The 25,002-nt window shown below is 35.8% G+C and carries 26 protein-coding genes; 14 read left to right on the top strand and 12 right to left on the bottom strand.

The features are described from left to right. Positions 1–70: 70 nt before the first annotated feature. Positions 71–1,174, top strand: a complete 1,104-nt coding sequence (gene asd, locus A9G09_RS04940) for an aspartate-semialdehyde dehydrogenase (protein ID WP_065633790.1) — start codon at positions 71–73, stop codon at positions 1,172–1,174. Positions 1,175–1,217: 43 nt separating this feature from the next. Here the strand turns inward: asd and A9G09_RS04935 are convergent, their stop codons facing one another. The 3 genes from A9G09_RS04935 to nagB are packed head-to-tail and all read right to left on the bottom strand — an operon-like array spanning position 1,218 to position 4,445. Continuing rightward, positions 1,218–2,447, bottom strand: a complete 1,230-nt coding sequence (locus tag A9G09_RS04935; RefSeq protein ID WP_065633789.1) for an ROK family protein — start codon at positions 2,445–2,447, stop codon at positions 1,218–1,220. Positions 2,448–2,484: 37 nt separating this feature from the next. Next, a complete protein-coding gene (nagA, locus tag A9G09_RS04930) occupies positions 2,485–3,627 on the bottom strand; it encodes an N-acetylglucosamine-6-phosphate deacetylase (RefSeq protein ID WP_065633788.1) in 1,143 nt (380 codons plus the stop codon). An 11-nt stretch (positions 3,628–3,638) separates the two neighbouring features. Next, positions 3,639–4,445, bottom strand: coding sequence for a glucosamine-6-phosphate deaminase (gene nagB / locus A9G09_RS04925; protein WP_065633787.1), 807 nt, complete (start codon positions 4,443–4,445; stop codon positions 3,639–3,641). A gap of 246 nt (positions 4,446–4,691) precedes the next feature. On the opposite strand from nagB, the gene nagE reads away from it, so the two are divergent. Next, positions 4,692–6,185 carry an N-acetylglucosamine-specific PTS transporter subunit IIBC gene (gene nagE, locus A9G09_RS04920; protein WP_065633786.1) on the top strand — a complete coding sequence of 498 codons (1,494 nt, stop codon included), beginning with the start codon at positions 4,692–4,694 and terminating at the stop codon, positions 6,183–6,185. A 209-nt stretch (positions 6,186–6,394) separates the two neighbouring features. Here nagE and tusC read toward each other — a convergent pair whose 3' ends face one another. Genes tusC through fkpA form a run of 3 tightly spaced genes read right to left on the bottom strand, consistent with a single transcriptional unit; the run spans position 6,395 to position 7,949 of the window. Continuing rightward, positions 6,395–6,748: a sulfurtransferase complex subunit TusC gene (gene tusC / locus A9G09_RS04915; protein WP_065633785.1), complete on the bottom strand. Its 354-nt coding sequence runs from the start codon at positions 6,746–6,748 to the stop codon at positions 6,395–6,397. A gap of 15 nt (positions 6,749–6,763) precedes the next feature. Next, entirely contained in the window at positions 6,764–7,132 is a 369-nt protein-coding gene (tusD, locus tag A9G09_RS04910) for a sulfurtransferase complex subunit TusD (protein ID WP_065633784.1), read from the bottom strand. Position 7,133: 1 nt separating this feature from the next. Further along, the gene (gene fkpA / locus A9G09_RS04905; protein ID WP_065633783.1) at positions 7,134–7,949 is read right to left on the bottom strand and encodes an FKBP-type peptidyl-prolyl cis-trans isomerase; all 816 of its coding nucleotides are present in this window, start codon (positions 7,947–7,949) and stop codon (positions 7,134–7,136) included. A 230-nt stretch (positions 7,950–8,179) separates the two neighbouring features. On the opposite strand from fkpA, the gene fabZ reads away from it, so the two are divergent. The 4 genes from fabZ to rnhB are packed head-to-tail and all read left to right on the top strand — an operon-like array spanning position 8,180 to position 11,187. After that, positions 8,180–8,626: a 3-hydroxyacyl-ACP dehydratase FabZ gene (gene fabZ / locus A9G09_RS04900; RefSeq protein ID WP_065558097.1), complete on the top strand. Its 447-nt coding sequence runs from the start codon at positions 8,180–8,182 to the stop codon at positions 8,624–8,626. Positions 8,627–8,669: 43 nt separating this feature from the next. Continuing rightward, entirely contained in the window at positions 8,670–9,449 is a 780-nt protein-coding gene (lpxA, locus tag A9G09_RS04895) for an acyl-ACP--UDP-N-acetylglucosamine O-acyltransferase (protein WP_065633782.1), read from the top strand. Next, positions 9,449–10,603 carry a lipid-A-disaccharide synthase gene (gene lpxB / locus A9G09_RS04890; protein ID WP_065633781.1) on the top strand — a complete coding sequence of 385 codons (1,155 nt, stop codon included), beginning with the start codon at positions 9,449–9,451 and terminating at the stop codon, positions 10,601–10,603. Before lpxA ends, lpxB begins: the two co-directional genes overlap by 1 nt. Next, positions 10,594–11,187, top strand: a complete 594-nt coding sequence (gene rnhB / locus A9G09_RS04885) for a ribonuclease HII (RefSeq protein WP_255307660.1) — start codon at positions 10,594–10,596, stop codon at positions 11,185–11,187. Before lpxB ends, rnhB begins: the two co-directional genes overlap by 10 nt. Before the next feature lie 2 nt (positions 11,188–11,189). On the opposite strand, the gene A9G09_RS04880 is transcribed toward rnhB, so the two are convergent. Further along, entirely contained in the window at positions 11,190–11,789 is a 600-nt protein-coding gene (locus tag A9G09_RS04880; protein WP_065633780.1) for a YiiX family permuted papain-like enzyme, read from the bottom strand. 102 nt (positions 11,790–11,891) lie between these two features. Beyond that, the gene (locus A9G09_RS04875) at positions 11,892–13,181 is read right to left on the bottom strand and encodes an NAD(P)/FAD-dependent oxidoreductase (protein WP_065633779.1); all 1,290 of its coding nucleotides are present in this window, start codon (positions 13,179–13,181) and stop codon (positions 11,892–11,894) included. Positions 13,182–13,519: 338 nt separating this feature from the next. Between A9G09_RS04875 and A9G09_RS04870 the strand changes: the two genes are divergently transcribed. The 5 genes from A9G09_RS04870 to rraA all read left to right on the top strand — a co-directional run bounded on the left by A9G09_RS04870 (position 13,520) and on the right by rraA (position 18,353). Then, positions 13,520–14,491, top strand: coding sequence for an HlyD family secretion protein (locus A9G09_RS04870; protein WP_065633778.1), 972 nt, complete (start codon positions 13,520–13,522; stop codon positions 14,489–14,491). Then, positions 14,473–15,612: an ABC transporter permease gene (locus tag A9G09_RS04865; RefSeq protein WP_065633777.1), complete on the top strand. Its 1,140-nt coding sequence runs from the start codon at positions 14,473–14,475 to the stop codon at positions 15,610–15,612. The genes A9G09_RS04870 and A9G09_RS04865 overlap by 19 nt, the downstream gene beginning before the upstream one ends. Positions 15,613–15,670: 58 nt before the next feature. Continuing rightward, positions 15,671–16,801 (top strand): ABC transporter permease, encoded by a 1,131-nt coding sequence (locus A9G09_RS04860; RefSeq protein WP_065633813.1) that lies wholly within the window; start codon positions 15,671–15,673, stop codon positions 16,799–16,801. 78 nt (positions 16,802–16,879) lie between these two features. After that, positions 16,880–17,776 (top strand): 1,4-dihydroxy-2-naphthoate polyprenyltransferase, encoded by an 897-nt coding sequence (locus A9G09_RS04855; RefSeq protein ID WP_065633776.1) that lies wholly within the window; start codon positions 16,880–16,882, stop codon positions 17,774–17,776. A gap of 85 nt (positions 17,777–17,861) precedes the next feature. Then, positions 17,862–18,353 carry a ribonuclease E activity regulator RraA gene (gene rraA, locus A9G09_RS04850; protein ID WP_065633812.1) on the top strand — a complete coding sequence of 164 codons (492 nt, stop codon included), beginning with the start codon at positions 17,862–17,864 and terminating at the stop codon, positions 18,351–18,353. 84 nt (positions 18,354–18,437) lie between these two features. Here rraA and dprA read toward each other — a convergent pair whose 3' ends face one another. Continuing rightward, a complete protein-coding gene (gene dprA / locus A9G09_RS04845; protein WP_065633775.1) occupies positions 18,438–19,532 on the bottom strand; it encodes a DNA-processing protein DprA in 1,095 nt (364 codons plus the stop codon). 159 nt (positions 19,533–19,691) lie between these two features. Between dprA and def the strand changes: the two genes are divergently transcribed. Then, entirely contained in the window at positions 19,692–20,204 is a 513-nt protein-coding gene (gene def, locus A9G09_RS04840; protein ID WP_065633774.1) for a peptide deformylase, read from the top strand. Between the two features lie 36 nt (positions 20,205–20,240). On the opposite strand, the gene grpE is transcribed toward def, so the two are convergent. Beyond that, positions 20,241–20,825, bottom strand: a complete 585-nt coding sequence (gene grpE / locus A9G09_RS04835) for a nucleotide exchange factor GrpE (RefSeq protein WP_065633773.1) — start codon at positions 20,823–20,825, stop codon at positions 20,241–20,243. A gap of 153 nt (positions 20,826–20,978) precedes the next feature. On the opposite strand from grpE, the gene nadK reads away from it, so the two are divergent. Further along, a complete protein-coding gene (gene nadK, locus A9G09_RS04830) occupies positions 20,979–21,857 on the top strand; it encodes an NAD(+) kinase (RefSeq protein WP_065633772.1) in 879 nt (292 codons plus the stop codon). A 107-nt stretch (positions 21,858–21,964) separates the two neighbouring features. Here nadK and A9G09_RS04825 read toward each other — a convergent pair whose 3' ends face one another. Both A9G09_RS04825 and argF read right to left on the bottom strand, forming a co-directional pair. Then, complete coding sequence (locus A9G09_RS04825; RefSeq protein ID WP_065633771.1) at positions 21,965–22,468, bottom strand: phosphatidylglycerophosphatase A; 504 nt, start codon at positions 22,466–22,468, stop codon at positions 21,965–21,967. Between the two features lie 94 nt (positions 22,469–22,562). Beyond that, entirely contained in the window at positions 22,563–23,573 is a 1,011-nt protein-coding gene (argF, locus tag A9G09_RS04820; RefSeq protein ID WP_065633770.1) for an ornithine carbamoyltransferase, read from the bottom strand. 267 nt (positions 23,574–23,840) lie between these two features. Between argF and carA the strand changes: the two genes are divergently transcribed. After that, on the top strand, positions 23,841–25,001 hold the full coding sequence (gene carA, locus A9G09_RS04815) for a glutamine-hydrolyzing carbamoyl-phosphate synthase small subunit (protein WP_065633769.1): 1,161 nt from the start codon (positions 23,841–23,843) through the stop codon (positions 24,999–25,001). The last annotated feature ends 1 nt before the right edge of the window (position 25,002 follow it).

The following is a 25,002-nucleotide window of genomic DNA, read 5'->3' as shown; positions in this document are numbered from 1 at the left end:
TTTATGATGATATTTTGCTTTAATAGTAAAAGTGACTATTTATATAACATCTACTTTTTGGAAATAAATTATGAAAAATGTTGGTTTTGTCGGATGGCGTGGAATGGTGGGTTCTGTTCTGATGCAACGTATGGTTGAAGAACACGATTTTGATTATATCAACCCTGTTTTTTTCTCAACTTCTCAAGCAGGTGCTGCTGCACCGACTTTTGGTGGAAAAACAGGAACGTTACAAAGTGCAGATAATATTGATGCACTAAAAGCATTAGACATTATTGTCACCTGCCAAGGTGGTGATTACACTTCCCAAATCTATTCAAAACTACGCGCGACAGGCTGGCAAGGCTACTGGATTGATGCCGCATCAACTTTACGTATGGAAGATGATGCTGTTATTGTGCTTGATCCCGTTAACAAAGCGAATATTCACGCAGCTTTAGATAAAGGTATTAAAACCTTTGTTGGTGGTAACTGTACCGTTAGTTTAATGCTAATGTCTTTAGGTGGTTTATTTGCTGAAAACTTGATAGATTGGGTATCAGTGTCAACTTATCAAGCAGCATCTGGCGGTGGTGCACGTCATATGCGCGAACTGTTAACCCAAATGGGAATGCTAAATGCCGAAGTTGCTAAAGAATTGCAAGATCCACATTCTTCAATTTTAGATATTGAGCGTAAAGTAACACAAAAAATGCGTGATGGAAGCTTACCTACCGATAATTTTGGTGTGCCTTTAGCCGGTAGCTTGATTCCTTGGATCGATAAAGCACTCGATAATGGACAAAGTAAAGAAGAGTGGAAAGGCCAAGCTGAAACCAATAAGATTTTAGGAACCAGCAAAATTATCCCTGTTGATGGACTTTGTGTTCGAATTGGCGCTCTACGTTGCCACAGTCAATCATTCACAATTAAATTAAACAAAGATATCAGCGTGCCAGAAATTGAAAAATTATTAGCTGCACATAATGATTGGGTAAAAGTGGTACCTAATGATCGTGAAATTTCAATGCGAGAATTAACACCAGCTGCAGTTACTGGTACGTTAACAACACCAGTTGGACGTTTACGTAAACTTAATATGGGTAAAGACTATTTATCAGCATTCACCGTTGGCGACCAACTATTATGGGGCGCGGCAGAACCATTAAGAAGAATGTTACGTATTTTAGCCTAATAAAAAAGCCCGAACCATCGGGCTTTTTTTTATCATCAAAAAACTATTGTTCACTATCTTCAACTAATGTCATTAATAACGAACCGTTAAATAATGCTTGTTGAATAAGTGCAAAAGCGCCTATAGCTGAACAATCATTTAACGCTGAACAATTAATGGTGAGGTTTTTTCTTAATCCCTCTAAACTCTGAGCATTTAATGCACTATTTACAGCATTTAACAAAATTTCTGGTGATTTGGTTAATTCCCCAGCGAGTACAATACGTTGTGGGTTAAATATATTTACCATAATTGCGACAGCTCGCCCCAAATTTTCACCCGCGTCTTTAACTAATTTAATAGCTAGTTCATCGCCTTGATTAGCACAACTGCAAATATTTGCAATATTACACTCAGTAAGCGTTAATTTAGTCGGGTATCCTTGTTCGATCATCTGTTTAGCTCGGCGCTCTATAGCGTTATTTACAACTCGATTTTCTAAACAACCAAAATTACCACAATGACAACGTTCCCCTAGTGTATCAACCTGAATATGACCCACTTCACAAGCACTTTGATTGTGATTGGTTAATAATTGTTGATTAACAATCACGCCTGATCCAACTCCTCGATGAACACGTATCAATATTGAATCATCCACATCTTGTGTGGTACCAAAATAACTTTCAGCAAGCGCTAAACTTTGAATATCATTGCCTAAAAAGATAGTCACATTAAACTCACGATGTAATACTTCACCTAAATGCCACTCTTTGACTTGAATATGCGGAGCATACCGAACAATACCTCGTACGGAGTCTATCAAACCAGGCAGTACAACCGATATGGCTATCAAGCGTTTCACTTTTTTACTATTTTTATGAATAAATTCTTTAAGTAACGCAACAAGATAGTCTTGCACTTCTTGCTCAGTAAAAGCGGTTAATGGATAAACCTCTAACGCTATACTATGCGCACCTAAATCATAAAGTTCAATAGTGACATGTGAACGACTTAATTGTACGCCAATAGTTTGATAATAACTAAACTTAGCTTGTATAGAAACAGCAGGACGCCCGCCTGTTGATTGTTGTGCATCAACTTCTTTAATCAATCTATTTTTAAGCAGTTGGCGGGTGATTTTTGTGATACTGGCAGGGGCTAGCTGACTAATTTCCGCAAGTTGTATTCGAGAAATTGGCGCTTGCTGAACAATCAAACGATAAATCATTGCATAATTAAGTTGCTTGATTAGCTCAGCGTTGCCAACTAAGTTTAGATAATTAAATGTCATAGATTAACTCAGATAATTTCATTCGTTATCTGACATTCTAGCGGGTCATCACCCCATTAACAACCGTTTTAATTATTCTAAAGTCACGATTAAAAACAACAAGATTGGCTATTTTACCTGCATTAATCGTACCCAGTTGTTTATCTACACCTATTGCTTTTGCTGGATAAAGCGTTGCCATTCTTAATGCCTCGTCCAATGCAATGCCCACATATTCAACTGCGTTTTTCACCGCCTCAATCATGGTAAGCGCTGATCCACCTAATGTGCCATTTTCGTCAACGCAACGCCCATCTTTATAATAGATAGTTTTTCCAGCAAACACGCCCGAAGTTAAATTTGAACCAGCAAGTAACATCGCATCAGTTATTAAAATTAAATGGTCTTGTTTTATTTTATGGCTATTACGAATATTAGCCCAGCTCACATGATGGCCATCAGCAATAATGCCGACATAAACCTCTGGCTCATCATAAATTGCACCAACTACACCCGGTTCTCGCCCAGAAATATAAGGCATAGCATTAAATAGATGCGTCCCTAAACGAATACCGTCATTAAATCCTCGACGACAATCATCATAATGCGCATTAGAATGACCAACTGATACATGAATACCAGCATTAACCAACTGTTGAATAAAATGACTTTCAACTTTTTCTGGTGCAAGGGTAATAATTTTAATCACATCAGCATTTTCGCAAAGAAAATCAATCATTTTTTGCGACGGTTGACGAATAATATTAGGATCATGAATACCTTTCTTTTCTGGATTGATATAAGGTCCTTCAAGATGTAATCCCAAAGCTTGGTTAGGATGCGTGGCTAAATATTCACGCATAACATTTACCGCTTTTATCATAAATTCATCTGTTGAAGTAATTAAAGTCGGTAAATAACTGGTACAACCATGAACAAGGTTTGTTGCTTGCATTGCTTCTAGTGTTTTAACACTTAAAGCATCAAGTGATTCATTAAACTGCACTCCACCACAACCATTGACTTGAATATCAATAAGACCCGGTGCAACAATGGCACCTTGTAAATCATCAATAGTGATGCCAGCTGGCAATTGTTCTTGTTTACAAACTTTGCTAATCTTATCGCCGTCAATAATAACGGCGTGATTTTCAAGAATTTCATAACCAGTATAAATACGACAATTTGTTAATGCGTACATTGAGTTATCCTTTATAAAACAGTTATTTTAAGATTATCTGCTTCCATCTGTTTAAAATATTTTAAGGTTTTGACTTTAAGATCATCAGTACTTGGCTCATCACAAACAATAATTGATGCTGGGTGCATTTGTAATGCAGTCACAGTCCATAAATGATTAATTGAACCTTCAACACCTGCTTGTAGTGCTAAACTCTTATTATGACCACAAACAAGTAAAATTACCTCTTGTGCATCCATTAATGTTGCAACACCAATAGTCAGTGCGTGTTTTGGTACTTGATTTTTATCATTATTAAAAAAGCGAGAATTAGCAATAATGGTATCTTCAGTTAAAGTTTTAATCCGTGTTCTTGAACAAAGTGAAGAGCCTGGTTCGTTAAATGCGATATGTCCATCTTGACCCACACCACCAACGAAAATATTAATTTTACCGTAAGATTTAATTTTTTCTTCATATTCACGGCATTCTTGATCGATATCTGGCGCATTACCGTTTAATATATGGATGTTGTTTTTATCAATATCAATATGGTTGAAGAAATTTTCATGCATAAACGTGTGGTAACTTTGAGGGTGATCTTCCGGTAACCCAACATATTCATCCATGTTAAAGGTAACAACATGTTTAAAACTGACATGACCTGCCTGATAATGTTTGATTAATTGTTGATACATAACTAAAGGTGAACTACCGGTTGGTAAGCCTAATAAAAACGGACGATCCGCTGTCGGTTTAAATTGATTAATTTTATTAACAATACGCTGTGCAACCCAAGCGCCAACTTGTTGCGCATTTTCTAAAGGAATAAGTCTCATGTGCTACTACCTCTTCTGATATAATAAAATAACTTCTTTTTTTTTAAAGTAAAATATGTTGACTATATTTTACTATATTAAAGTATTTAATCAAAAAAATTAGTGACAAAAATCACAAAAATTAAATAATTAATTTGCGAAGTAAAATAATATAATATCAAATATAAAAAAATAACTACTAATATCTAACAACTGTTTTTAACTTAACTTTTTTAGATATTGTTTAACAATATGTGAGGTTAACTTATGGGAATTTTAGCTTATTTACAACGCATTGGGCGTTCATTAATGGTGCCGGTGGCAGTATTACCTGCGGCGGCAATATTGCTTGGTATAGGCTACTGGATTGATCCAAATGGCTGGGGACAAAATAGCATTATTGCTGCCTTTTTAATAAAATCTGGTGGTGCAATTATTGAAAACATGCCAATCCTATTTGCTATAGGCGTCGCTTATGGTATGTCTAAAGATAAAGATGGTGCAGCTGCATTATCTGGATTAGTCGGTTTTTTAGTTGTCACAACATTACTTTCACCAAGTTCTATTGCGTTATTTAATGGTATTGATACCAGTGTTGATGGTTGGCAATCTCAAATTTCTCCTGCATTTAAAAAAATTAATAATCAGTTTGTTGGTATTTTAGTTGGTATTATTGCAGCTGAATTATATAACCGATTCAGTTCTGTTGAATTACATAAAGCGTTAGCTTTTTTTAGTGGTAAACGATTAGTTCCTATTATTGTTTCTATCGTCATGCTATTAGTTTCTGCTGTTTTATATTTTATTTGGCCATCTATTTATGATGCATTAGTTGCTTTTGGTAAATACATTAAAGATTTAGGCTCTATTGGAGCGGGTATTTATGGCTTCTTTAACCGTTTGTTAATTCCGGTCGGCTTACACCACGCACTTAACTCGGTATTTTGGTTTGATGTAGCTGGCATCAATGATATACCAACCTTCCTTGGTGGACAAAAATCAATTGATGATGGATTAGCAACCATTGGTATTACCGGTCGCTATCAAGCAGGATTTTTCCCAATTATGATGTTTGGTTTACCAGGCGCAGCATTAGCCATGTATCATACAGCGAAAAAAGGCAACAAAGATAAAACCGCATCGATCATGTTAGCCGCTTCATTTGCCGCATTTTTCACTGGGGTTACTGAACCTTTAGAATTTGCTTTTATGTTTGTAGCACCTTTACTTTATGTAATCCATGCTATTTTAACTGGAATTTCACTATTTATCGCTGCAACCATGCAATGGATAGCTGGCTTTGGCTTTAGTGCAGGTTTAATCGATATGCTGTTATCCAGCCGCAATCCTTTAGCTGTACAGTGGTATATGTTGATATTACAAGGTTTAGTGTTCTTTGTTGTCTACTATGTTGTATTCCGTTTTGTGATTGTTAAATTCAATCTTAAAACACCAGGTCGTGAAGATGATGAAACAGTAACGACAAATAGCCAAGATTCACAATCAGGACTTGCTATTAGCGATGCATCTCAACTTGCACAGGAATATTTACTTGTTGTTGGTGGTAAAGAAAACTTAACCAATATTGACTCATGTATTACTCGTTTACGCCTAAGTGTTAATGATTCTGACTTAATTGATGAACAAGCAGCAAAAGCACTTGGTGCAATGGCAGTAATTAAATTAGGTAAAACAGGTGTGCAAATTGTGGTTGGACAGCAAGCTGAAAAAATTGCCGATCAAATGAAAAAATTGGTCTAACCGAGTTATCACTCAATTTCTATAAGTTATTTTAATAAAAATAATCCAACCTATTACTGAGGTTAGCAAAGTAATAGGTTGGATTAATAACTTATATCATTAGTATTTTGTAATAAAAACATCCATACACATCCAATATATCAAATAGAAGTAAAAAAGATCTAAACAGTGGGTAGAGTTAAAACTGATTTGTGTTTTAGTTTTAATAGTTAAAACCGTAAAACCACATCTTGACTAGCTAATAATTGTTTTAAAGATGGTGCATCAAGTACTTTATGTGGAATATTTAAGTTGATATTAGTTAGATTTCGTGAGTTTAACGCAGACTGACAAACATAAACATCATCAATATCATAAAGCTCTAACAGGTTAAAAGTAGCAATATAATCGCGCATTAAAATTTTATCAGGATACTGATTTGGCAATAAATGAAATACCCCATCGTCAATAAATAGTACCGAAATAGCGTTTATTGCCGATGCAGCAAGTGCAATATCAAGTGCTTCCCGACCTTTAGCATCACCATGAGGTAAAGAGCTAATAATAATGGCAATTTTCTTCATTGCAATAACCTTAAGTTAAAATTGAATAGTCCGATCTGAAATCGCCATTGATTCACTTAGCTCTCCTAGCCCAGTTAATTCAAAATATTGCGCAAGATTATTTTTAGTCACACCTCGCCTTTGTGCAGCAGCGACACAAACACCTAACTTTAAGGCGTATTTTTCCGCTAATTGTTGCCAAGCTGAAATTAAATTAAATTCATCATTTGCCGGATCGGTATAATCGTTAGCATTATACACGCCATCGCCATAGAAAAAGATATTTTCAATACGATAAGAAGTTTGACTTAATAGTGATTGTGCAAATTGATAGGCACAATAAGCAGATTGGGTCCCATAAGCGGGACCCAAAACGACAAGAGTGTAACTTAATGAATTACTCAAATTAGTTTGTTGCCTTTGGTTGGGCTGATTGAGTATTTTGGTTTTCGCTATTAGCATCACCATTATCTATACCAAGTAACTCAACTTCAAAAATTAATGTTGAACCTGGTTGAATTGAAGCTTTATCACCTTGTCCAGGGAAGCTTTGATCACCATAAGCTAAATCAGGTGGCACAACCAACTTAATTTTACCACCAACACCAATTAATTGAATTCCTTCTGTCCAACCTTTAATAACACCGCTTAATGGGAATGTTGCTGTTTCACCACGGTCATAAGAACTATCGAATTTACGTCCATCAGTTAATGTTCCAGTATAGTGAACAATAACGGTGTCATCGGCAGTTGGATGACGATCAGAACCTTCTTTAATAATTTGATAAAGTAATCCAGATTTAGTTTGTTTAACGCCATCTTGTTTAGCAAAATCAGCACGGAATTTATCACCAGCGGCAGTATTATCGGCTTTTTCTTTTTCAAAACGCGCTTTACTTTCTTCTTGAATACGTTTACCGAATGCTTCTAAAACATTTTTTACTTCATCTTTTGAAAGTTGAGATGCATCACGGAAAGTTTCATTAAAGCCACTAATAATATAATCTTGGTCGGCTTTAATTTGATTTTGTTCTAAATTTGCTTTCATGTAAGTTGCAAATGATGAACCCAAAGCATAAGCTTCTTTTTGTGCATCATTTGAAATGGTAATTTTATCTGTTGCTGGCTGTGTTTTTTCTTGAGATGTTTTTTTATCATCACAGCCAACCAAAGCCAATACAATTGCACTACTTACTAACGTCATTTTAATCAATGATTTCATACTACTCTCCAAGTTAGGAACTTTTTAGCTATATTTTCAGATCATTATATATGATTTGATATAGGATAATATAGTATTTACAGATCATTTATTTAATAAAACTATTATTAATATAGCAATAATAGTTATAGTTAAACAAAAGGGGGGATTTAAATCATCCTTGAGTGATAGTGGCATCCTCAGTTATAATGTACAAAATTTATAGAAAATAATGTAAAAGGATAGCTATTTTGACTACCGAACTTAATACCCTTGATATTGAAGAAATCATCAGTTTATTACCTCATCGTTATCCATTTTTAATGGTTGATCGGGTGATTAGTTATGAAAAAGGTAAAACATTAAAAGCGATTAAAAATGTCACGGTTAATGAACCTTTCTTCCAAGGTCACTTTCCAAATAAACCGATTTTTCCTGGCGTATTAATTTTAGAAGCTATGGCACAAGCTACGGGAATTTTAGCTTTTAAAAGTATTGAAGAGTTATCACCAGGACAACTTTATTATTTTGCATCAATTGATAAAGCTCGCTTTAAAAGACCGGTTGTGCCAGGTGATCAAATCGTGCTTGATGTTGAATATATTAAAGAACGTCGTGGTATTGCACTATTCCATGGAGTTGCAACTGTTGATGGCAAGTTGGTTTGCGAAGCAGAAATGATGTGTGCTCGTAAATAACTTGATTTTTAAAATATTCCTAAAACAGTATTAAGGAACTGCTATGGCAACGGAAATACACCCAAGTTCAGTAATTGAAAAAGGCGCAAAAATTGGCGATAACGTCAAAATTGGACCTTTTTGCTTTATTGGTGAAAATGTTGAAATTGGCAATGGGACTTTTTTAAAATCACATGTTGTCATCAATGGCCATACTAAAATTGGTAACGATAACCAAATTTATCAATTTGCTTCAATCGGTGAAGTTAATCAAGATTTAAAATATCGTGGTGAGCCAACTCGCACTGAAATTGGCGATCGTAATATGATTCGTGAAAGTGTGACTATCCATCGAGGAACGGTTCAAGGTGGTGAGTTAACGCGTATTGGCAGTGATAATTTATTTATGATAAATGCCCATATTGCACACGATTGTCATATTGGAAATCATTGCATTTTAGCCAATAATGCAACACTTGGTGGGCATGTTCAATTAGACGATTATGTCATTATTGGTGGTATGACAGCTGTACATCAATTTTGTGTAATAGGATCACACGTGATGGTAGGTGGCTGTTCAGGCGTTGCGCAAGATGTACCACCTTATGTGATTGCTCAAGGTAATCATGCCACTCCGCATGGTGTTAATTATGAAGGTTTAAAACGCCGTGGATTCAGTAAAGAAGCGCTACAAGCAATTCGTAATAGCTACAAAATTCTTTATCGAAACGGATTAAGTTTAGATGAAGCTAAAATAGAAATTGAAACACTCGCAAAACAGCATCCAGAAGTACAATTATTTGTCGACTTTTTTGCGCGTTCAACTCGTGGCATGATTCGTTAATGGCAGATAAGCCCTTTACTGTCGCTTTAGTTGCAGGTGAAACCTCTGGCGATATTCTCGGCGCAGGTCTAATCTGCGCTTTAAGAAAACTTCATCCCAATATTCAATTTATCGGTATCGCAGGCCCCAAAATGCAAGCCGAAGGCTGTCAAGCTTGGTATGAAATGGATGAGTTATCGGTAATGGGAATTGTCGAAGTATTAGGAAGATTGCGCCGCATTTTATCCATCCGCCAAGATATCACTAAACGCTTAATCGCCCTTAAACCAGATGTTTTTATTGGTATTGATGCCCCTGACTTTAATCTCTCTTTAGAAGGTAGGCTAAAACAAGCCGGTATCAAAACCATACATTATGTGAGCCCATCTGTTTGGGCATGGAAACAAAAACGCGTATTTAAGATCAAACGTAATACAAATCTGATTTTGGTCTTTTTACCGTTCGAAAAAGCGTTTTATGACAAGTTTGATGTGCCGTGTCGTTTTATTGGTCATAAAATGGCGGATGATATCCCTTTAATACCCGATCAATTCGCAATGCGCCAACAATTAGGCATCCCACTTAATAATCGTTGCTTAGCGCTATTACCAGGAAGCCGTCATGCTGAAGTCACGCTATTATCGGCACCTTTTTTACAAGCTGCTCAGTTGCTACAGCAACGTTTTCCGGATTTACATATTGTTGTGCCTTTAGCTAATGCAAAAAGGCGACAAGAGTTTGAACAAATTAAAGCACAAATCGCCCCTAATCTTAAGGTTCAATTATTCGATGGTCAGGCGCGTGAAGCAATGATTGCAAGTAATGCAGCTATTTTGGCATCAGGAACGGTTGCTTTAGAATGTATGTTGGCTAAATGTCCAATGGTGGTTGGGTATAAAATGAAAGCCTTTACGTTTTGGCTAGCTAAAAAATTAATCAAAACACCCTATGTTTCATTACCTAACATTTTAGCCGGTAAAGCGATCGTACCTGAATTACTTCAGCATGACTGTACACCCGAAAATATCGCTAATCACGTTATTCCTCTCTTAGAGAGTGATAATACGGAATTGAAAGCAACCTTTTTATCGTTACATAAGCAAATTCGTTGTAATGCCGATGAACAAGCCGCTCAAGCAGTACTTGATGTTTTAGAGGACTCACCTTGTTGTTAGAATTTACCTACCCTGATGCCACATTAATTGCCGGTGTTGATGAAGTTGGACGAGGACCATTATGCGGCGATGTCGTTACCGCAGCGGTTATTTTAGATCCCAATAAACCGATTAAGGGATTAACAGACTCAAAAAAACTGTCAGAAAAAAAACGCGAACAACTATTTGACATTATTAAAGAAAATGCATTAGCTTGGTGTATTGCAAGAGCATCTGTTGAAGAAATAGACAAGTTAAACATCTTACACGCTACCATGTTAGCTATGCAACGAGCTGTAGATGGATTACCGATTAAACCCAATTTTGTTTTAGTAGATGGTAACCGTTGTCCTAAATTCGGCATTCAAACACAAGCCGTGGTTAAAGGTGATTTACTTGTTGCTGAAATTAGTGCTGCGTCGATTCTTGCAAAAGTGACGCGTGATCGTGAAATGGTTAAATTAGACAAATTGTATCCACAATATGGACTGGCTCAGCATAAAGGCTATCCAACTAAAGCCCATTTAACTGCCATTGAAGCGCATGGTATTAATCACTTATACCGAAAAAGCTTTGCTCCGATAAAAAAATTACTGTTAGTTTAACACTACCAATGCTTATCAACAGTAACCAATAATGGCGAGTTAAACATAGCAACAGGCGAAATCACTTTTTCTGAATAAGGGATCTTATCTCCATAACGTTCAGTTAGTTTTTGTTTAACTGCTGGTGCTGAAAGATTAAAATCTTTAATTCTTTGTAATTGTCCAATTTTCAACGCTAATGCTCGGTCATAAATTTTCCAAACTAATTCAGAACAATAAATATATGTATCATCCCAACCAAACCAAATATCGTAAGGCTTATTTTCAAATGAATGAGCAACTTGTTTTAAATGAGAAATTTCTTGCTGTGATAAAGGGTGATCTTTTAGACGTTTAATTATATATTTTCTATTTTTTCCTCGATTTATCCATTTATCAAACGGTGTATAGACCACTTTATTTGCCGCTTCAAAGACATAAGGTTTTCCATTTTTAATAAAAATTATTCCCATATGACTATAAGGTGAGTTAGTGGCTTGTTGAACAGCAAGACTTTGACGGGATTGAGAGGATTGAAAGATAATATCCCCATCTTGAGGTTTGTAGTCAGCAACACAAATGAAACTGGTTAATAATAACACAAGTACTGAAACAAAACGCATAAATAAAAACCCAAATAACTAAACTAATTAGCCTTAATTATATAAAAAATAGCTACTTATAATTTTTATTCTTATAAGTAGCTATATGTTCTTATGTAAAAACTAATCTCGATTAGTAAAAATCGACGACGCTTTAGCTTTATACATCACTTTACTTGCGCTAGCAAACCGAATGGTTTTAAATATGCCAAGTAAACTCGCCTGATGTGTACGATAAAGTAATCGATGAATCATTAACGCTAAAAAGCCTTTAACACTCATTTCACTTTTACTGCCCAATTTAACCACTCCTTGTGCAGTATCGTGCAACGAAATTATGGTACCTTTGTCAGAATATTTAAATGACTTCATTGGTTGATTATTAAACAAGTTAACAATGTTTTCATAACACACTTTTGCCATTTGATGTGCAGCTTGCGCGGTAGGAGGAGATGCATGGCCGTTATCTTGCATAGCATAAGCACAGTCACCAATAACAAAAATACTATCATCGCGCGTAGTTTGTAATGTCGGTTTGACGACCAACTGATTAGAGCGGCTTGATTCTAAACCGGCAATCTCTTTTAAAAAGTCAGGCGCTTTAACACCAGCAGTCCAGATCATAATGTCGGCTTTAATCTCGTCCCCTTCTTTAGGGTAAAAACCGTCACTTTCAGCTTTAGTAATCATGGTTTTAGTTAACACATGAATACCGCGTTTTTGTAAAGTTTGAGTAATACTTTCCGCTGTTTTTTCTGGTAAGGCAGGTAGAATTCGATCAGTTGCTTCAATTACCGAAACATCTAATAAATCAGAACACATTTTATTGCGTCCACAAGCACCGAAAGTTTCAACCATATGAGGTAGCTCAGAGGCTAATTCAACACCTGTTGCGCCACCACCAACGATAGCAATACGGATTTTATCTTCATCTTTTGTTTCGCTCTCATCAATAATAGAGCAAAAACTGGTAAATTTAGAAATTAAGGTTTCACGTAAACTAATTGCCGCATTTTGGTCATCTAAAAAGATACAGTGCTCTTTCACACCTGGCGTACCAAAATCGTTAGAAGTGCTACCAATTGCTATCACTAAAAAATCATACGCAAGGGACGTTGTTTCATTATTATTGTCGATAATTTTAACTAATTTGTTATCACGATCTATATCGGTAAACGTACCTTGAGTAAATCCAAAACAATGATCTTGCCCTTGAGAAGAGTAATAAATATTATCAACTTGTTCATCAAGAACACCGGTTGCAACTTCATGTAATAGTGGTTTCCAAAGATGATAACTATTTTTATCAATTAACGTTATCTGTGCTTTATTACTTTTTCCCAGCTTATCGCCTAGGTCTGTCGCTAGTTCCAAACCACCAGCGCCACCACCAATAATAATTATTTTTTTCATAAATTTTAGGCCTTCGTATTTCAATTTTAAATATCATACTAAATAAGTCGGTTTTTATCTATTTCTTTTAACTAATCTTATTCATAAATAAAATCTATTAAAATAGTAGTTTAGAATGATTGAAATTTATATATTGTCCAAATAAAATAATAATAATATCTATAAAAGTGCCAATATTTACGTATTCTTTAAACAAAGAACTTGCTTTCGTTGTTTAAATAAAACACATTTCGTATAATATAAAGAATAGTTACAATTTACGTATGTAAAATCCATATTGCATACAATTATCCTAACTCTTTAGGCCTTATCTAATTACTGTCACTCTTAAAAAATTTATGAATAAAAGAACTTTTATTATTATTGCATTAATTGTTATTTTAATTTCAATGACAATTTTAATTCGATCACACAATAATCAACTCATATTACAAGGTGAGGTTGATGCGCCTAATGTCAGTATCTCGTCAAAAGCGAAAGGCCGGGTACAAGTCATCAATGTCAATCGAGGCGATGATGTTAAGCCTAATCAGATTGTTATTACTCTTGATAGTCCTGAGCTTTTAGCGCAAGTCAAAGCGGCCGAAGCGGCTCGCGATCAAGCTCAGGCGCAAGTCGAACTTTCAGAACATGGAACACGTGAAGAAAGCATTCGTTACTACGAAGCACTGCTTAAACAAGCCAAAGTAGATTACAACAATGCATCAAAAGAGTATGAACGTAATAAAGCCATTTCAAGCAAAGGATTTGTCTCTCAATCAATATTAGATAATGCTTTAAAAACTCGCGACGCTGCTTTTCAACAAGTTCAATCTGCACAAGCTAATTTAGATCAGGCCAAAAATGGTGACCGAGTTGAACAACGTCAAATTTATGATGCGCAATTAAAGCAAGCAGAAGAACAACTGAAACAATTACAAATCCAATACGATGACTTGAAAGTTAAAGCCCCAGTTGAAGGTGAAATTGGATCTATCCCGGCTGAAGTTGGCGAGTTATTTAATGCAAATAGTCCATTATTAACCATAATTCGATTACCCGAAGCCTATTTTGTATTTAATCTTCGTGAAAATATTATGCCTAATATCCACAAAGGGGATCACGTTAAATTAGAAGTACCTGCACTTGGTAATAAAGAGGTTGAAGCGGAAATTCGTTATATCGCGCCTATGGGTGATTACGCAACTAAACGCGCAACTCGTGCCACTGGTGACTTTGACTTGAAAACTTTTGAAGTTAGACTTTATCCAACTACACCTATTGCAGGTTTACGCGCTGGCATGAGCACCTTATGGAAATTAGACAACTAATTTTAGACTTTTGGCAGCGTTTTAAACAAGCATTTAACGCTGAAATACCAGTCATATTTAGACGGTTTACTTTCCACTGGCTAATGTGGATTTTACCGCTGATTATTTTCATATTAATCAGTAGTATCTTCCATCGTGGAGTATTATTTGATTTACCAGTTGGCTATATTGATAATGACAAAAGTAGTTTATCACGTGAAATAGTGCGCGATCTTAATGCTGGCGCACATGCTAATCTTATCAATTATGATAGCCAACTTTCTATTGCTGAACGTGATTTACAAAAAGCTAAAATTTATGCCATTTTATATATTCCACCCAATTTTGAAGCGGACGTATTAGCCGGTCGTCAACCTACGCCTATGCTTTATTATAATGCGTTATATTATAGTGCAGGTCTGTATTCAATTATGGATTATTCAGGTTTGATTGCCACATTAAATACTCAATATCGAACCACAATGGCAACCAGTGTTGGCTTACCTGTTCCAACGCTGGCAAAAGTTAACTTCAATTATGATGGGCTATTTAATGCTAGCGGCAACTCTATGTACTTCCAACAGTTCTCTGCTGTAGTACATTTGTTACAACTATTTGTAGTCACAACCACAATTCATATTTTAGCGCAGCTACCTAAACGTACTCGTCCAAATTATCCGTTTGTGCTCGGCAAGTTAGCACCTTATACCATTTGGTATACCATGTTACTCATTTTTGAAATCGCCATGTTGGTGCTATTTTCGCATGCTCGCGTATCAGGCTCGCCCTTTGCTATGATTGTGGTGGTGTTCTTTTATGTTATTGCTGCACAAAGTATTGGTATTTTGCTCTACACATTTACCAAAACCTCTTTAGATGCTTACACCTATATTGGTGTCTTGGTTGGTTTGGCACTCACTTATTCTGGTGTAGTTGTACCCGAATTATCGATGCCTTGGATTGCAAGATTTATCTCATCTCTTGAGCCGTTAACCTATGCTCTAAATAAATTGTTTGATCTATTTTTGCGGCATTCTAGTTATCTTTCAGTACTAAAAACCTGTAGTATTTTAATGATTTACCCAATAATTATTACAGTGTTAGTTCGAAAACGCTTAGTTAGACGGCTACATTCACAGTAAGAGGAAACATTTGGTGGTTAAAATATTTTGGTCTTCATTTGCAAAAATATTTTTATTTATGCTAATACGCCCGATGTGGTTGTTGCTGTTAGTATCTGTCTCGTTGATGAGCTTAGTGTATAGTAATGGTACGATTACGAGTTTACCTGTAGCAATTGTTGATCAAGATCATACAGCAACCAGCCGTAGCCTTATTCGTTCTTTAAATACCAGTTCCAAGATTGAAACAATTATATACGAAGGTTCATTAGAAGCTTATGACGATATCAATAATCGTAAACTGTTTGCTGTTTTCACCATTCCTCGAGATTTTGAAAAACGGATCTTAAGTGGTCAAGAAGTGACAATCCCAGCTTATGGTGATGCTTCAAGCCGTTTAGCTAATGGCTTAATACAGGTGGACATAAAGGGCATTTATCAGCAAATATTAACGGAATTTAATAGCCGAATTATGCGAAATAATGGTTTTTCAGACAAACAAATCAATGTCATTCTTTCACCAATAAATGGTCAAACTGAGCCTCTTTATAATGCTGGAATTAGCTTTGCTGCAATAACGTTTCCTGGTTTATTAGTGATGTTATTACAACACTCATTTTTAATTGCTTCAACGCGCACGAATATAACTTTAAACTCACTGCCTCAAGGAAAACCACCCAAAATCGCGGTAATAGGTAGTTTATGCGGTTTAATTCCAATTTGGTTATTCTTATCAATTGTGCTATTTGGTTTATGGCCTTGGGTTTTAGGATACAGGCAATTGGCAAACATACCTGAAATTTTAATTATGACATTTCCATTATTGCTTGCAGTTTTAGGTCTCAGCAAATTACTGACCGAGTGTTTACGTAGAGCAGAAATGATCTATTTAACACTGGCATTTTTAACAACGCCTGTATTTTACTTATCCGGTACAATTTGGCCGCTTGATGCCATGCCTCTTTGGGTGCAGACAGTTTCAAGAATGTTACCCTCAACTTGGGCAACCAATATGATCGCGGGCGTTAATCAAATGGGATTAGGTCTAACAGATAATTGGTTTAATGTATTTATGATTTTAATGCTTGGCGTGATGTACGGCTCACTTGGTTTTTTTATTGCCGCATTAAGACAAGGGCAAGTAAGACGATTCTTTAAAAAAATGAAAAGAACTTATATTGATAAAATTAGAAAAATAAAATTCACTTAGTTCATCATTAGCAGTTAATATCAATTACTGTTATGATGTCTGCTAATTCAGTAAATTTAAATAACATGTTAAATATCAATGAAATGTTATCCGTGGATTATTAGTTTACGTCCAAAAACATTAGTACTTTCGCTTTCTGCAATTCTAATGGGCAATGCGCTAGCTTATTGGCAACACGCATTCAATCTATTTATTATGCTGTTTTCAATCACCACAGCCGCTCTATTACAGATATTATCTAATTTAGCCAATGACTATGGTGATGCCATTAAAGGGAGTGATAAGCAAAATCTCAGCGCACATGCTCGAGGCATTCAATTAGGTTTAATTACCTTAAAGCAATTAAAGATAGCATTATGGATTAACATTTTGTTATGTATCTTATCGGGATTAATTTTAATTATTGTAGCCTGTAATAGTGTTTATCAATTATTAAGCTTTATTCTGTTAGGACTTTTGGCGATTATCGCAGCCATCACTTACACTATTGGTAAAAAACCTTACGGTTATATTGCACTAGGTGATTTATCCGTATTGCTCTTTTTTGGTTTAGTTGGGGTAATGGGCAGTTATTTTTTACAAACTAAATTATTATCTGTATCGATTATCTTGCCATCTATTGGAAGCGGCTTATTGGCTGTAGCGGTTCTTAATATTAATAACTTACGCGATATCGACAGTGATCGACTCAATCATAAAACAACGCTTGTAGTCTTGATGGGAAACACTTTTGGGCGATATTACCATATATTGTTATTGCTCTGTTCTCTAAGCTTTTTTAGCTTGTTTTCTTATTATCAACTACACACTATTTATAGTGGATTATTCTTAATAATCTTACCACTATATGGCAAACATATTTATGCGGTTTTACAATATCGCAATTCAAATGAAGCATTACCTTTGTTAATACAGATGGTCAAACTTGCTTTATTAACTAATTTACTTTATTGTTTGGGTATTATTTTGAGCTAGCTCACGTTTATTTAAATTTTATATCGTGTTAATCAATGTTAGCGTTATACTACACACAATTTAAAATGCAAAAGGAGACTCGATGATGGAGTTTGATACTTCAATTCTTTGCGATTATTACCCAGAAGATGTTAACGTCGTTGAACCAATTTTCAGCAATTTTGGTGGTGTATCGTCATTTTCAGGTCAAGCTGTAACAGTAAAATGTTTTGAAGATAACGGCTTATTATACGAAGTCTTACAATCCAATGGTACTGGCAAAATATTGGTGATTGATGGTGGAGGATCGGTTCGACGAGCACTAATCGATGCAGAATTAATTGATATTGCTATTCAAAATCAATGGGAAGGCATAATCGTTTATGGTGCGGTTCGTCAAGTTGATTACCTTGCTGATGCTGAAATCGGTATTCAAGCTCTTGCAGCAATTCCTGTCGGCTCAGAAGATCAAGGTGTGGGTGAAGTCGATATCCGTGTTAACTTTGGCGGTGTAACTTTCTTTTCAGGTGATTTTGTCTATGCCGATAACACCGGCATTATCCTATCTGAAATTGCATTAGAAATTGAAGAAAAATAAAAAGTATATTCACCACCGATTCATATCGGTGGCAGCTATTCTTAACAGATAATCTAGCTAAAAATTCGCGACAATAAAAATGTATTAGCGAATTCTTGTACGAATAAAACCGCCAGTTACTGTCATAATTAATCCAGCAATTTCCATCTCTAATAGTTTACTGGTTAGCTCTGGAATTGGTAAATCAACTAATGAGGCAATCACATCAACAGCTATAGGTTGGTGATGGATCACAGCAAAAATTTCGGGATACAAAATACTGTCATCATGTTGTTTTTTTTCTTGCCGCACCATTGTTGATAAATAACCGTTATAGTGTTCTAAAATATCGATAGGTTGAGTCACTAAATAGGCACCTTGTTTAATTAAATAATGGGTTCCACTACAGTTTTGATTATCAATATCCCCAGGTAAAGCAAACACATCACGATTTTGTTCAATAGCATAACGCGCAGTAATTAACGATCCACTTTTTTCAGAGGCTTCAACAACAAACGTGCCTAAACTTAATCCACTTATAATCCGATTACGTCTTGGAAAGTACGCAGCTCTCGCGTTTTCAAAGGGCAAAAATTCAGATACTAACGCACCATTTTGTGCCAAAATATCTTGCGCGAGTTTAAGATTAGATGTTGGTGCGATCTTAGCTAAGCCACTGCCAAGAACAGCTATAGTATCACCCGATACTTCAAGAGCACCTCGATGGCAAATTGCATCTAAACCAAGCGCTAAACCACTGGTTATCGTTAAACCATTAATCGCAAGCTCACCTGCAAAATATCGCCCCCATTGCGCACCATATTCACTAAATTCACGGCTACCGACCATCGCAATTTGGGGGGAAGATAACAGCTGAGCATTTCCCATTACAAATAAAAATATAGGGGGCGAACTGATTTGCTTTAGTAAAGCGGGATAGTGTAAATCACAATAAGCGATCAACGATCTGGGTGGGCAAGAATTATTTAACCAATTGAGCACCGGTTCAAAATGTAAATAAGAGATAGATAAGCAATGTGTTTGTTGAGTTTTGCTTAAACCTAATTTTTCTAATAAAAAAGGAACATCCTTAATTTGATTAGGTAGACCAGATACAAAAAACTGACCCAATTTTTTAAAAATAGCCAGTTTTCCATGACCAAGCATTGAAATTCGGAGCAAGAATTCATATTTACTCATTACATTCCTCTTGATTCACATCTAAAACAGATGCCTTAACTTGAATTGATAAGATATATTTTATCAATAGCCAACTAAGGCTATTCATTACCAAGATAAATGTTTACAATGTGAGCAAGTTGATAAAACCTAACAAATGAGGAGTAGATCGAACAATTTATGGCTATTTTACCGGTATTACGTTTTCCTGACGAACGACTTCGCAAAGTTGCAAAACCTGTAACTAATTTTACACCTGAGCTACAAACCATCATTGATAATATGATTGAGACAATGTACGCCGAAAATGGTATTGGACTTGCGGCAACTCAAGTCGATGTACATGAACAAATTATTGTTATTGATGTTTCGGAAGACAAAAGTCAAGTTTATGTCATTATTAATCCAGAGGTTATTAGTCAAGAAGGTGAAACAGGTATTGAAGAAGGTTGTTTATCAGTTCCTGATTGCCGTGGATTTGTACCAAGAGCAGAAAAAATTAAAATTAAAGCACTTGATCGCCATGGTAACCCTTACCAAATTGATGCCGATGAATTATTTGCTATTTGTATTCAACATGAAATGGATCACTTAAAAGGTAAATTATTTGTTGATTACCTTTCACCATTAAAACGTCAACGAATTGAACAAAAAATGAAAAAATTGACGCGAGAAGAGCAACGCAATAAATAAGTTTAGCCGCCCTTTTAAGGCGGCTCATTTTTTACTTTATTTAGCAACAATTACCATAGCTGGACGAATTAATCGACCATTTAACGTGTAACCTTTTTGAATGGTATTTACGATTTGACCTGATTGATGTTCAGGTGACTCAACCATACTAATCGCTTGATGTAAGTCTGGATTTAATTGTGAATCTTGGGTGTTAATCACTTCAATACCAAATTTTTTCACGGTATCTAAAAATGATTTTAAGGTCAGCTCTAAGCCTTCAACCGTTGCTTGATGCTGTGGATTATCCTTATCAGTTGATTCTAAAGCACGTTCTAGATTATCAATGACAGGTAATAATTCGTTCGAAAACTTTTCAAGCGCAAATTTACGGGCTTTATCAACATCTTGCTCTACACGTTTGCGCACGTTGTCGATCTCGGCACGAGCACGAATCATGGCTTCGCTTTCATTCTTTTTAGCAATTTGTAATTCTTGTTCAAGCTCGGCAATTCGTGCATCTTTCACTTTTAATTGCTCATCAACATTAGGTTGAGCTTGTGTAGCTTGCTCGTTTGATGATTCGGTTGCGGTATCAATGTTAGATTCATTTTCTGACATATTCTTATCTTGCTCTGTCATACGGTACTCCAAATGTAGTCGAAAACTTAGTTAATAACGGTTATTATGGGGACAAATTTTATTATTACAAGCTTAACAATAAGTTGATAGATATTTTTTTGACTGTTATAAAAAAATACAGCAATTTATATCTAACAATAACAAGGATATTCTATGAGTGCACCATTTAAATGTATTGGCTTAATTGGCATTCCAAGAAAACTTGAGGCAATCGAAACACATAGCGTACTCTATGATTGGCTGGTTAAATTGGGAATTGAGGTTTTAGTTGAAGACCGATTAGCGGAATATATTAAATTCCCAGCCAAAGTTTATGCTTCACTAGATAAAATAGGTGAGCAGGCAGATTTGGCTATCGTGGTAGGGGGCGATGGTAATATGTTGCGCTCAGCACGTTGCTTATCACACTATAAAATAAAGGTAATTGGCGTCAATCGTGGCAATCTGGGTTTTTTAACCGATATTTCACATGAAAAAGTGATCGAGCAGTTAAGCCCTGTGATTGCAGGTGAATATGATGACGATCCTCGCTTTTTAGTCGAAGTCTCTATTTATGATAATGGCAAATTAATCAATTCTGGTTTTGCCGTTAATGAAATTGTCGTTACGCCAAATACCGTTGCGCATATGATTGATTATGATGTCTACATCAATGAACGTAATGCCTTTTCACAGCGGGCTGATGGCTTAATTATTGCCACACCAACTGGCTCAACAGCCTATTCTTTATCTGCCGGCGGACCTATTTTAGCTCCGCATTTAGATGCTTTAATTATTACACCTATGTTTCCGCATTCATTAGCAGTTAGGCCATTAGTTATTAAAAGTGACAACCCTATTCACCTTAAATTTCCAACCACCGCACTCGATCTAAATATCGCCTGTGACAGTCAAATAATTTTACCGGTGAAACCAAGTCAGGATGTGATTATTCGTCGTTCAGAGTATGAATTTAACCTAATTCACTCTAAAGACTATGATTACTTTAATAATCTTTCAACTAAACTTGGCTGGTCACAAAAAATGTATTAGCCAATTTAAATGGCCCTTTTTTAGCTAAAATCATTATGCAAGACAACTCGCTTGTTAAGATAAAAACAAGCGATAATAAAAGAAAGCAAAACAATATTGTTTTTAAATCAGCAGTTAATCAGATAAGTTAATAGATAAACAGTAATAGATGAAAAAATAGCGGCGATAACGTCATCGACCATAATCCCAAATCCACCTGGTACACGCTTATCAAACCAACGAATAGGCCACGGTTTTGCCATATCAAATATTCTAAATGCAACAAAAGCAATCATGACCCAGAGAATAGAAACTTGTGGAATAAAAAATAAGGTTATCCACATGCCGACAAACTCATCCCAAACGATATGTCCCGAATCATGAGTATGCGTATCATCAGATGTTTTTTGACATAAAAAACAACCAAATATAAAGGCAACAACCATCAATACCCAGTATAAAATGGGTTGCAAGCCATTAAATAATAACCAACATGGAATTGCCATTAATGAGCCCATGGTTCCTGGCATAATAGGCGATAAACCACTGCCTAGCCCAACCGCTAAAAAATGGATTGGATTGGTAAGTTTTAGGTATTTTTTAAAATCTTTATTGCGATCTTGTTTAGTCATTATGTCGTGATTCTTATTGATAAAATTTTGCCGACTAAAGTCGGCAAATCATAAAAAGCTAATGCCTTATAAGCATTAAGTCCAGATAGGTATATTATTCGTCTTTAGTTAAGGTTGCAACCATGACAGCTTTAATGGTGTGTAGTCGATTTTCGGCTTCATCAAAAACAATACTATGCTCGGATTCAAAAACTTCATCTGTCACTTCTAAGCCATTTTTCAAACCATATTGAGCAGCCATCTGTTTACCAACAGTCGTATTCATATCATGAAAAGCTGGTAGGCAATGCATAAATTTAACTTTAGGGTTGCCAGTTAATTTGATCACATTTTGGTTGACTTGGTATGGGGTTAATAATTTTACTCGCTCATCCCATACTTCTTTCGGTTCGCCCATTGATACCCAAACATCGGTATAGAGGAAATCAACATCTTTTACACCTTCGGCAACATCTTCTGTTAAGATAATTTTAGCACCAGTGGTTTTGGCTATCGCTTGGCATTTTTGCACCAGTTCAGCTTCAGGTTGGCAAGCTTTCGGCGCAACAAGGCGAATTTCCATTCCCATTAATGCCGCGCCTTCCATTAATGAGTTGCCCATATTATTACGTGCATCCCCCAAGTAAGCAAATTTAACACTATTTAAAGCTCGATTTCCAATATGCTCTTGCATGGTCATAAAGTCAGCAAGGATTTGGGTTGGATGCGCTTCGGTAGTTAAACCATTCCAAACCGGCACACCAGCATATTTTGCTAAGGTTTCAACAATATCTTGCCCATAACCTCGATATTCAATACCGTCATACATTCGACCAAGCACTCGTGCAGTATCAGCAATCGACTCTTTATGACCAATTTGACTACCACTTGGTCCCAAATAAGTCACTTGTGCACCTTGATCGTAAGCACCAACTTCAAATGCACAGCGGGTACGAGTAGAGTCTTTTTCAAAAATTAAAGCGATATTTTTACCTGATAAATGTTTTTTTTCCGCTCCTTGGTACTTAGCCTGTTTTAATTCAATAGCAAGATTAATTAATTGATTAATTTCTGCTGGTGTGAAATCGAGTAATCTTAAGAAATGGCGCTGATAAAACCCGTGCATGCAATACCCCTTTAGTTATCATGATTTGAATAATTTTATTTGAATAATTATTCACTTTCAAGCCAATTTTTCAAAAATCAATAACAACCCCCAAAACCCAGCTAAAATCTCAAAAATTAGACATTATTATTTAGTTATTTTTAATAATAATACTTTTTTTATTTAAAATATTGTAATAAACTAGCCGAGTGCTGTATATGGAAAGATAAGCAAGATTGAATTTTTATTCAATTTAAATATATTTTTATTCAAAAGGTCTTTTTAATTATGCAAACTTATGCCCTCCTTATGTTACAAGATGGTTCAACATTTATTGGTAAATCAATCGGCGCTGACGGACAAACAGTTGGCGAAGTCGTTTTTAATACATCAATGACTGGCTATCAAGAAATCCTAACTGATCCCTCTTATTGCGAGCAAATCGTTACCTTAACTTATCCACACATTGGTAATGTCGGTACGAATGATGCCGATGCCGAATCTAGTCAAGTTTATGCTAAAGGTTTAATCATTCGTGATTTGCCCCTAATAACCAGCAATTACCGTAGTGAGCTTGATCTTTCAAGCTATTTAAAAAAGCATAATGTCATTGCTATTGCAGATATCGATACCCGTCGTTTAACCAGAATATTGCGTGAAAAAGGTGCACAACATGGCGTAATAATAACAGCAACAAATAAACAAACCTTATTGGATAATGCCCAAGCGGCCAAGCAACAAGCAATAAATTTTAAAGGATTATCAGGATTAGATTTAGCAAAAGAAGTGACTTGCACAAAAAGCTATATCTGGACACAAAGTATATGGACAAGAGAGAATGAAAATCCTATGCCGAAAGCTGAGAACACGCTACCTTTGCATGTTGTTGCTTATGATTTTGGCGTAAAACGAAATATTTTACGAATGTTAGTTGAGCGAGGATGTAAATTAACAGTAGTACCAGCCAAAACACCCGCAGCTGAAGTATTAGCACTAAACCCAGATGGCATATTCCTATCAAATGGTCCTGGTGATCCCGCACCCTGTACTTATGCTATAGATGCAATTAAGGCATTTTTAACCACTAATATTCCTATCTTTGGTATCTGCTTAGGTCATCAACTGTTAGCACTGGCGTGTGGTGCAAAAACCATAAAAATGAAATTTGGACATCATGGCGGTAATCATCCCGTTAAAGATTTAGAAAATAATCGCGTCATGATCACTGCGCAAAATCATGGTTTTGCTGTCGATGAAGCCAGTTTACCGAGCAATTTGCGCGCTACACATAAATCTTTATTTGATGATTCATTGCAAGGTATTCATCACAATCAAAAACCGGCTTTTAGCTTTCAAGGCCATCCTGAAGCAAGCCCTGGCCCCCATGATGCCGCCCCCCTTTTTGATCACTTTATTGAATTAATAAAAATTTATAAGCAGGAGCAATAAC

Origin of the sequence: Gilliamella sp. wkB292 (genome assembly GCF_001690235.1) — a bacterium.
GTDB lineage: Bacteria > Pseudomonadota > Gammaproteobacteria > Enterobacterales > Orbaceae > Gilliamella > Gilliamella apicola_F.
Note: the sequence above shows the minus strand (reverse complement) of the source record. Positions and strands in the feature narration are given on the sequence as shown.

Excerpts from the sequence above, each read along its gene's own strand:
- A9G09_RS04855 (WP_065633776.1), top strand. The coding sequence starts at position 16,880 with ATGAAATGTTATCCGTGGATTATTAGTTTACGTCCAAAAACATTAGTA.
- argF (WP_065633770.1), bottom strand. The coding sequence starts at position 23,573 with ATGCACGGGTTTTATCAGCGCCATTTCTTAAGATTACTCGATTTCACA.
- fkpA (WP_065633783.1), bottom strand. The coding sequence starts at position 7,949 with ATGAAATCATTGATTAAAATGACGTTAGTAAGTAGTGCAATTGTATTG.
- A9G09_RS04880 (WP_065633780.1), bottom strand. The coding sequence starts at position 11,789 with ATGCGTTTTGTTTCAGTACTTGTGTTATTATTAACCAGTTTCATTTGT.
- def (WP_065633774.1), top strand. The coding sequence starts at position 19,692 with ATGGCTATTTTACCGGTATTACGTTTTCCTGACGAACGACTTCGCAAA.
- carA (WP_065633769.1), top strand. The coding sequence starts at position 23,841 with ATGCAAACTTATGCCCTCCTTATGTTACAAGATGGTTCAACATTTATT.
- lpxB (WP_065633781.1), top strand. The coding sequence starts at position 9,449 with ATGGCAGATAAGCCCTTTACTGTCGCTTTAGTTGCAGGTGAAACCTCT.
- A9G09_RS04825 (WP_065633771.1), bottom strand. The coding sequence starts at position 22,468 with ATGACTAAACAAGATCGCAATAAAGATTTTAAAAAATACCTAAAACTT.
- nagE (WP_065633786.1), top strand. The coding sequence starts at position 4,692 with ATGGGAATTTTAGCTTATTTACAACGCATTGGGCGTTCATTAATGGTG.
- tusC (WP_065633785.1), bottom strand. The coding sequence starts at position 6,748 with ATGAAGAAAATTGCCATTATTATTAGCTCTTTACCTCATGGTGATGCT.
- A9G09_RS04860 (WP_065633813.1), top strand. The coding sequence starts at position 15,671 with ATGCTAATACGCCCGATGTGGTTGTTGCTGTTAGTATCTGTCTCGTTG.
- A9G09_RS04865 (WP_065633777.1), top strand. The coding sequence starts at position 14,473 with ATGGAAATTAGACAACTAATTTTAGACTTTTGGCAGCGTTTTAAACAA.
- A9G09_RS04875 (WP_065633779.1), bottom strand. The coding sequence starts at position 13,181 with ATGAAAAAAATAATTATTATTGGTGGTGGCGCTGGTGGTTTGGAACTA.
- grpE (WP_065633773.1), bottom strand. The coding sequence starts at position 20,825 with ATGACAGAGCAAGATAAGAATATGTCAGAAAATGAATCTAACATTGAT.
- asd (WP_065633790.1), top strand. The coding sequence starts at position 71 with ATGAAAAATGTTGGTTTTGTCGGATGGCGTGGAATGGTGGGTTCTGTT.
- A9G09_RS04870 (WP_065633778.1), top strand. The coding sequence starts at position 13,520 with ATGAATAAAAGAACTTTTATTATTATTGCATTAATTGTTATTTTAATT.
- A9G09_RS04935 (WP_065633789.1), bottom strand. The coding sequence starts at position 2,447 with ATGACATTTAATTATCTAAACTTAGTTGGCAACGCTGAGCTAATCAAG.
- dprA (WP_065633775.1), bottom strand. The coding sequence starts at position 19,532 with ATGAGTAAATATGAATTCTTGCTCCGAATTTCAATGCTTGGTCATGGA.
- nagA (WP_065633788.1), bottom strand. The coding sequence starts at position 3,627 with ATGTACGCATTAACAAATTGTCGTATTTATACTGGTTATGAAATTCTT.
- lpxA (WP_065633782.1), top strand. The coding sequence starts at position 8,670 with ATGGCAACGGAAATACACCCAAGTTCAGTAATTGAAAAAGGCGCAAAA.
- nagB (WP_065633787.1), bottom strand. The coding sequence starts at position 4,445 with ATGAGACTTATTCCTTTAGAAAATGCGCAACAAGTTGGCGCTTGGGTT.
- rraA (WP_065633812.1), top strand. The coding sequence starts at position 17,862 with ATGGAGTTTGATACTTCAATTCTTTGCGATTATTACCCAGAAGATGTT.
- nadK (WP_065633772.1), top strand. The coding sequence starts at position 20,979 with ATGAGTGCACCATTTAAATGTATTGGCTTAATTGGCATTCCAAGAAAA.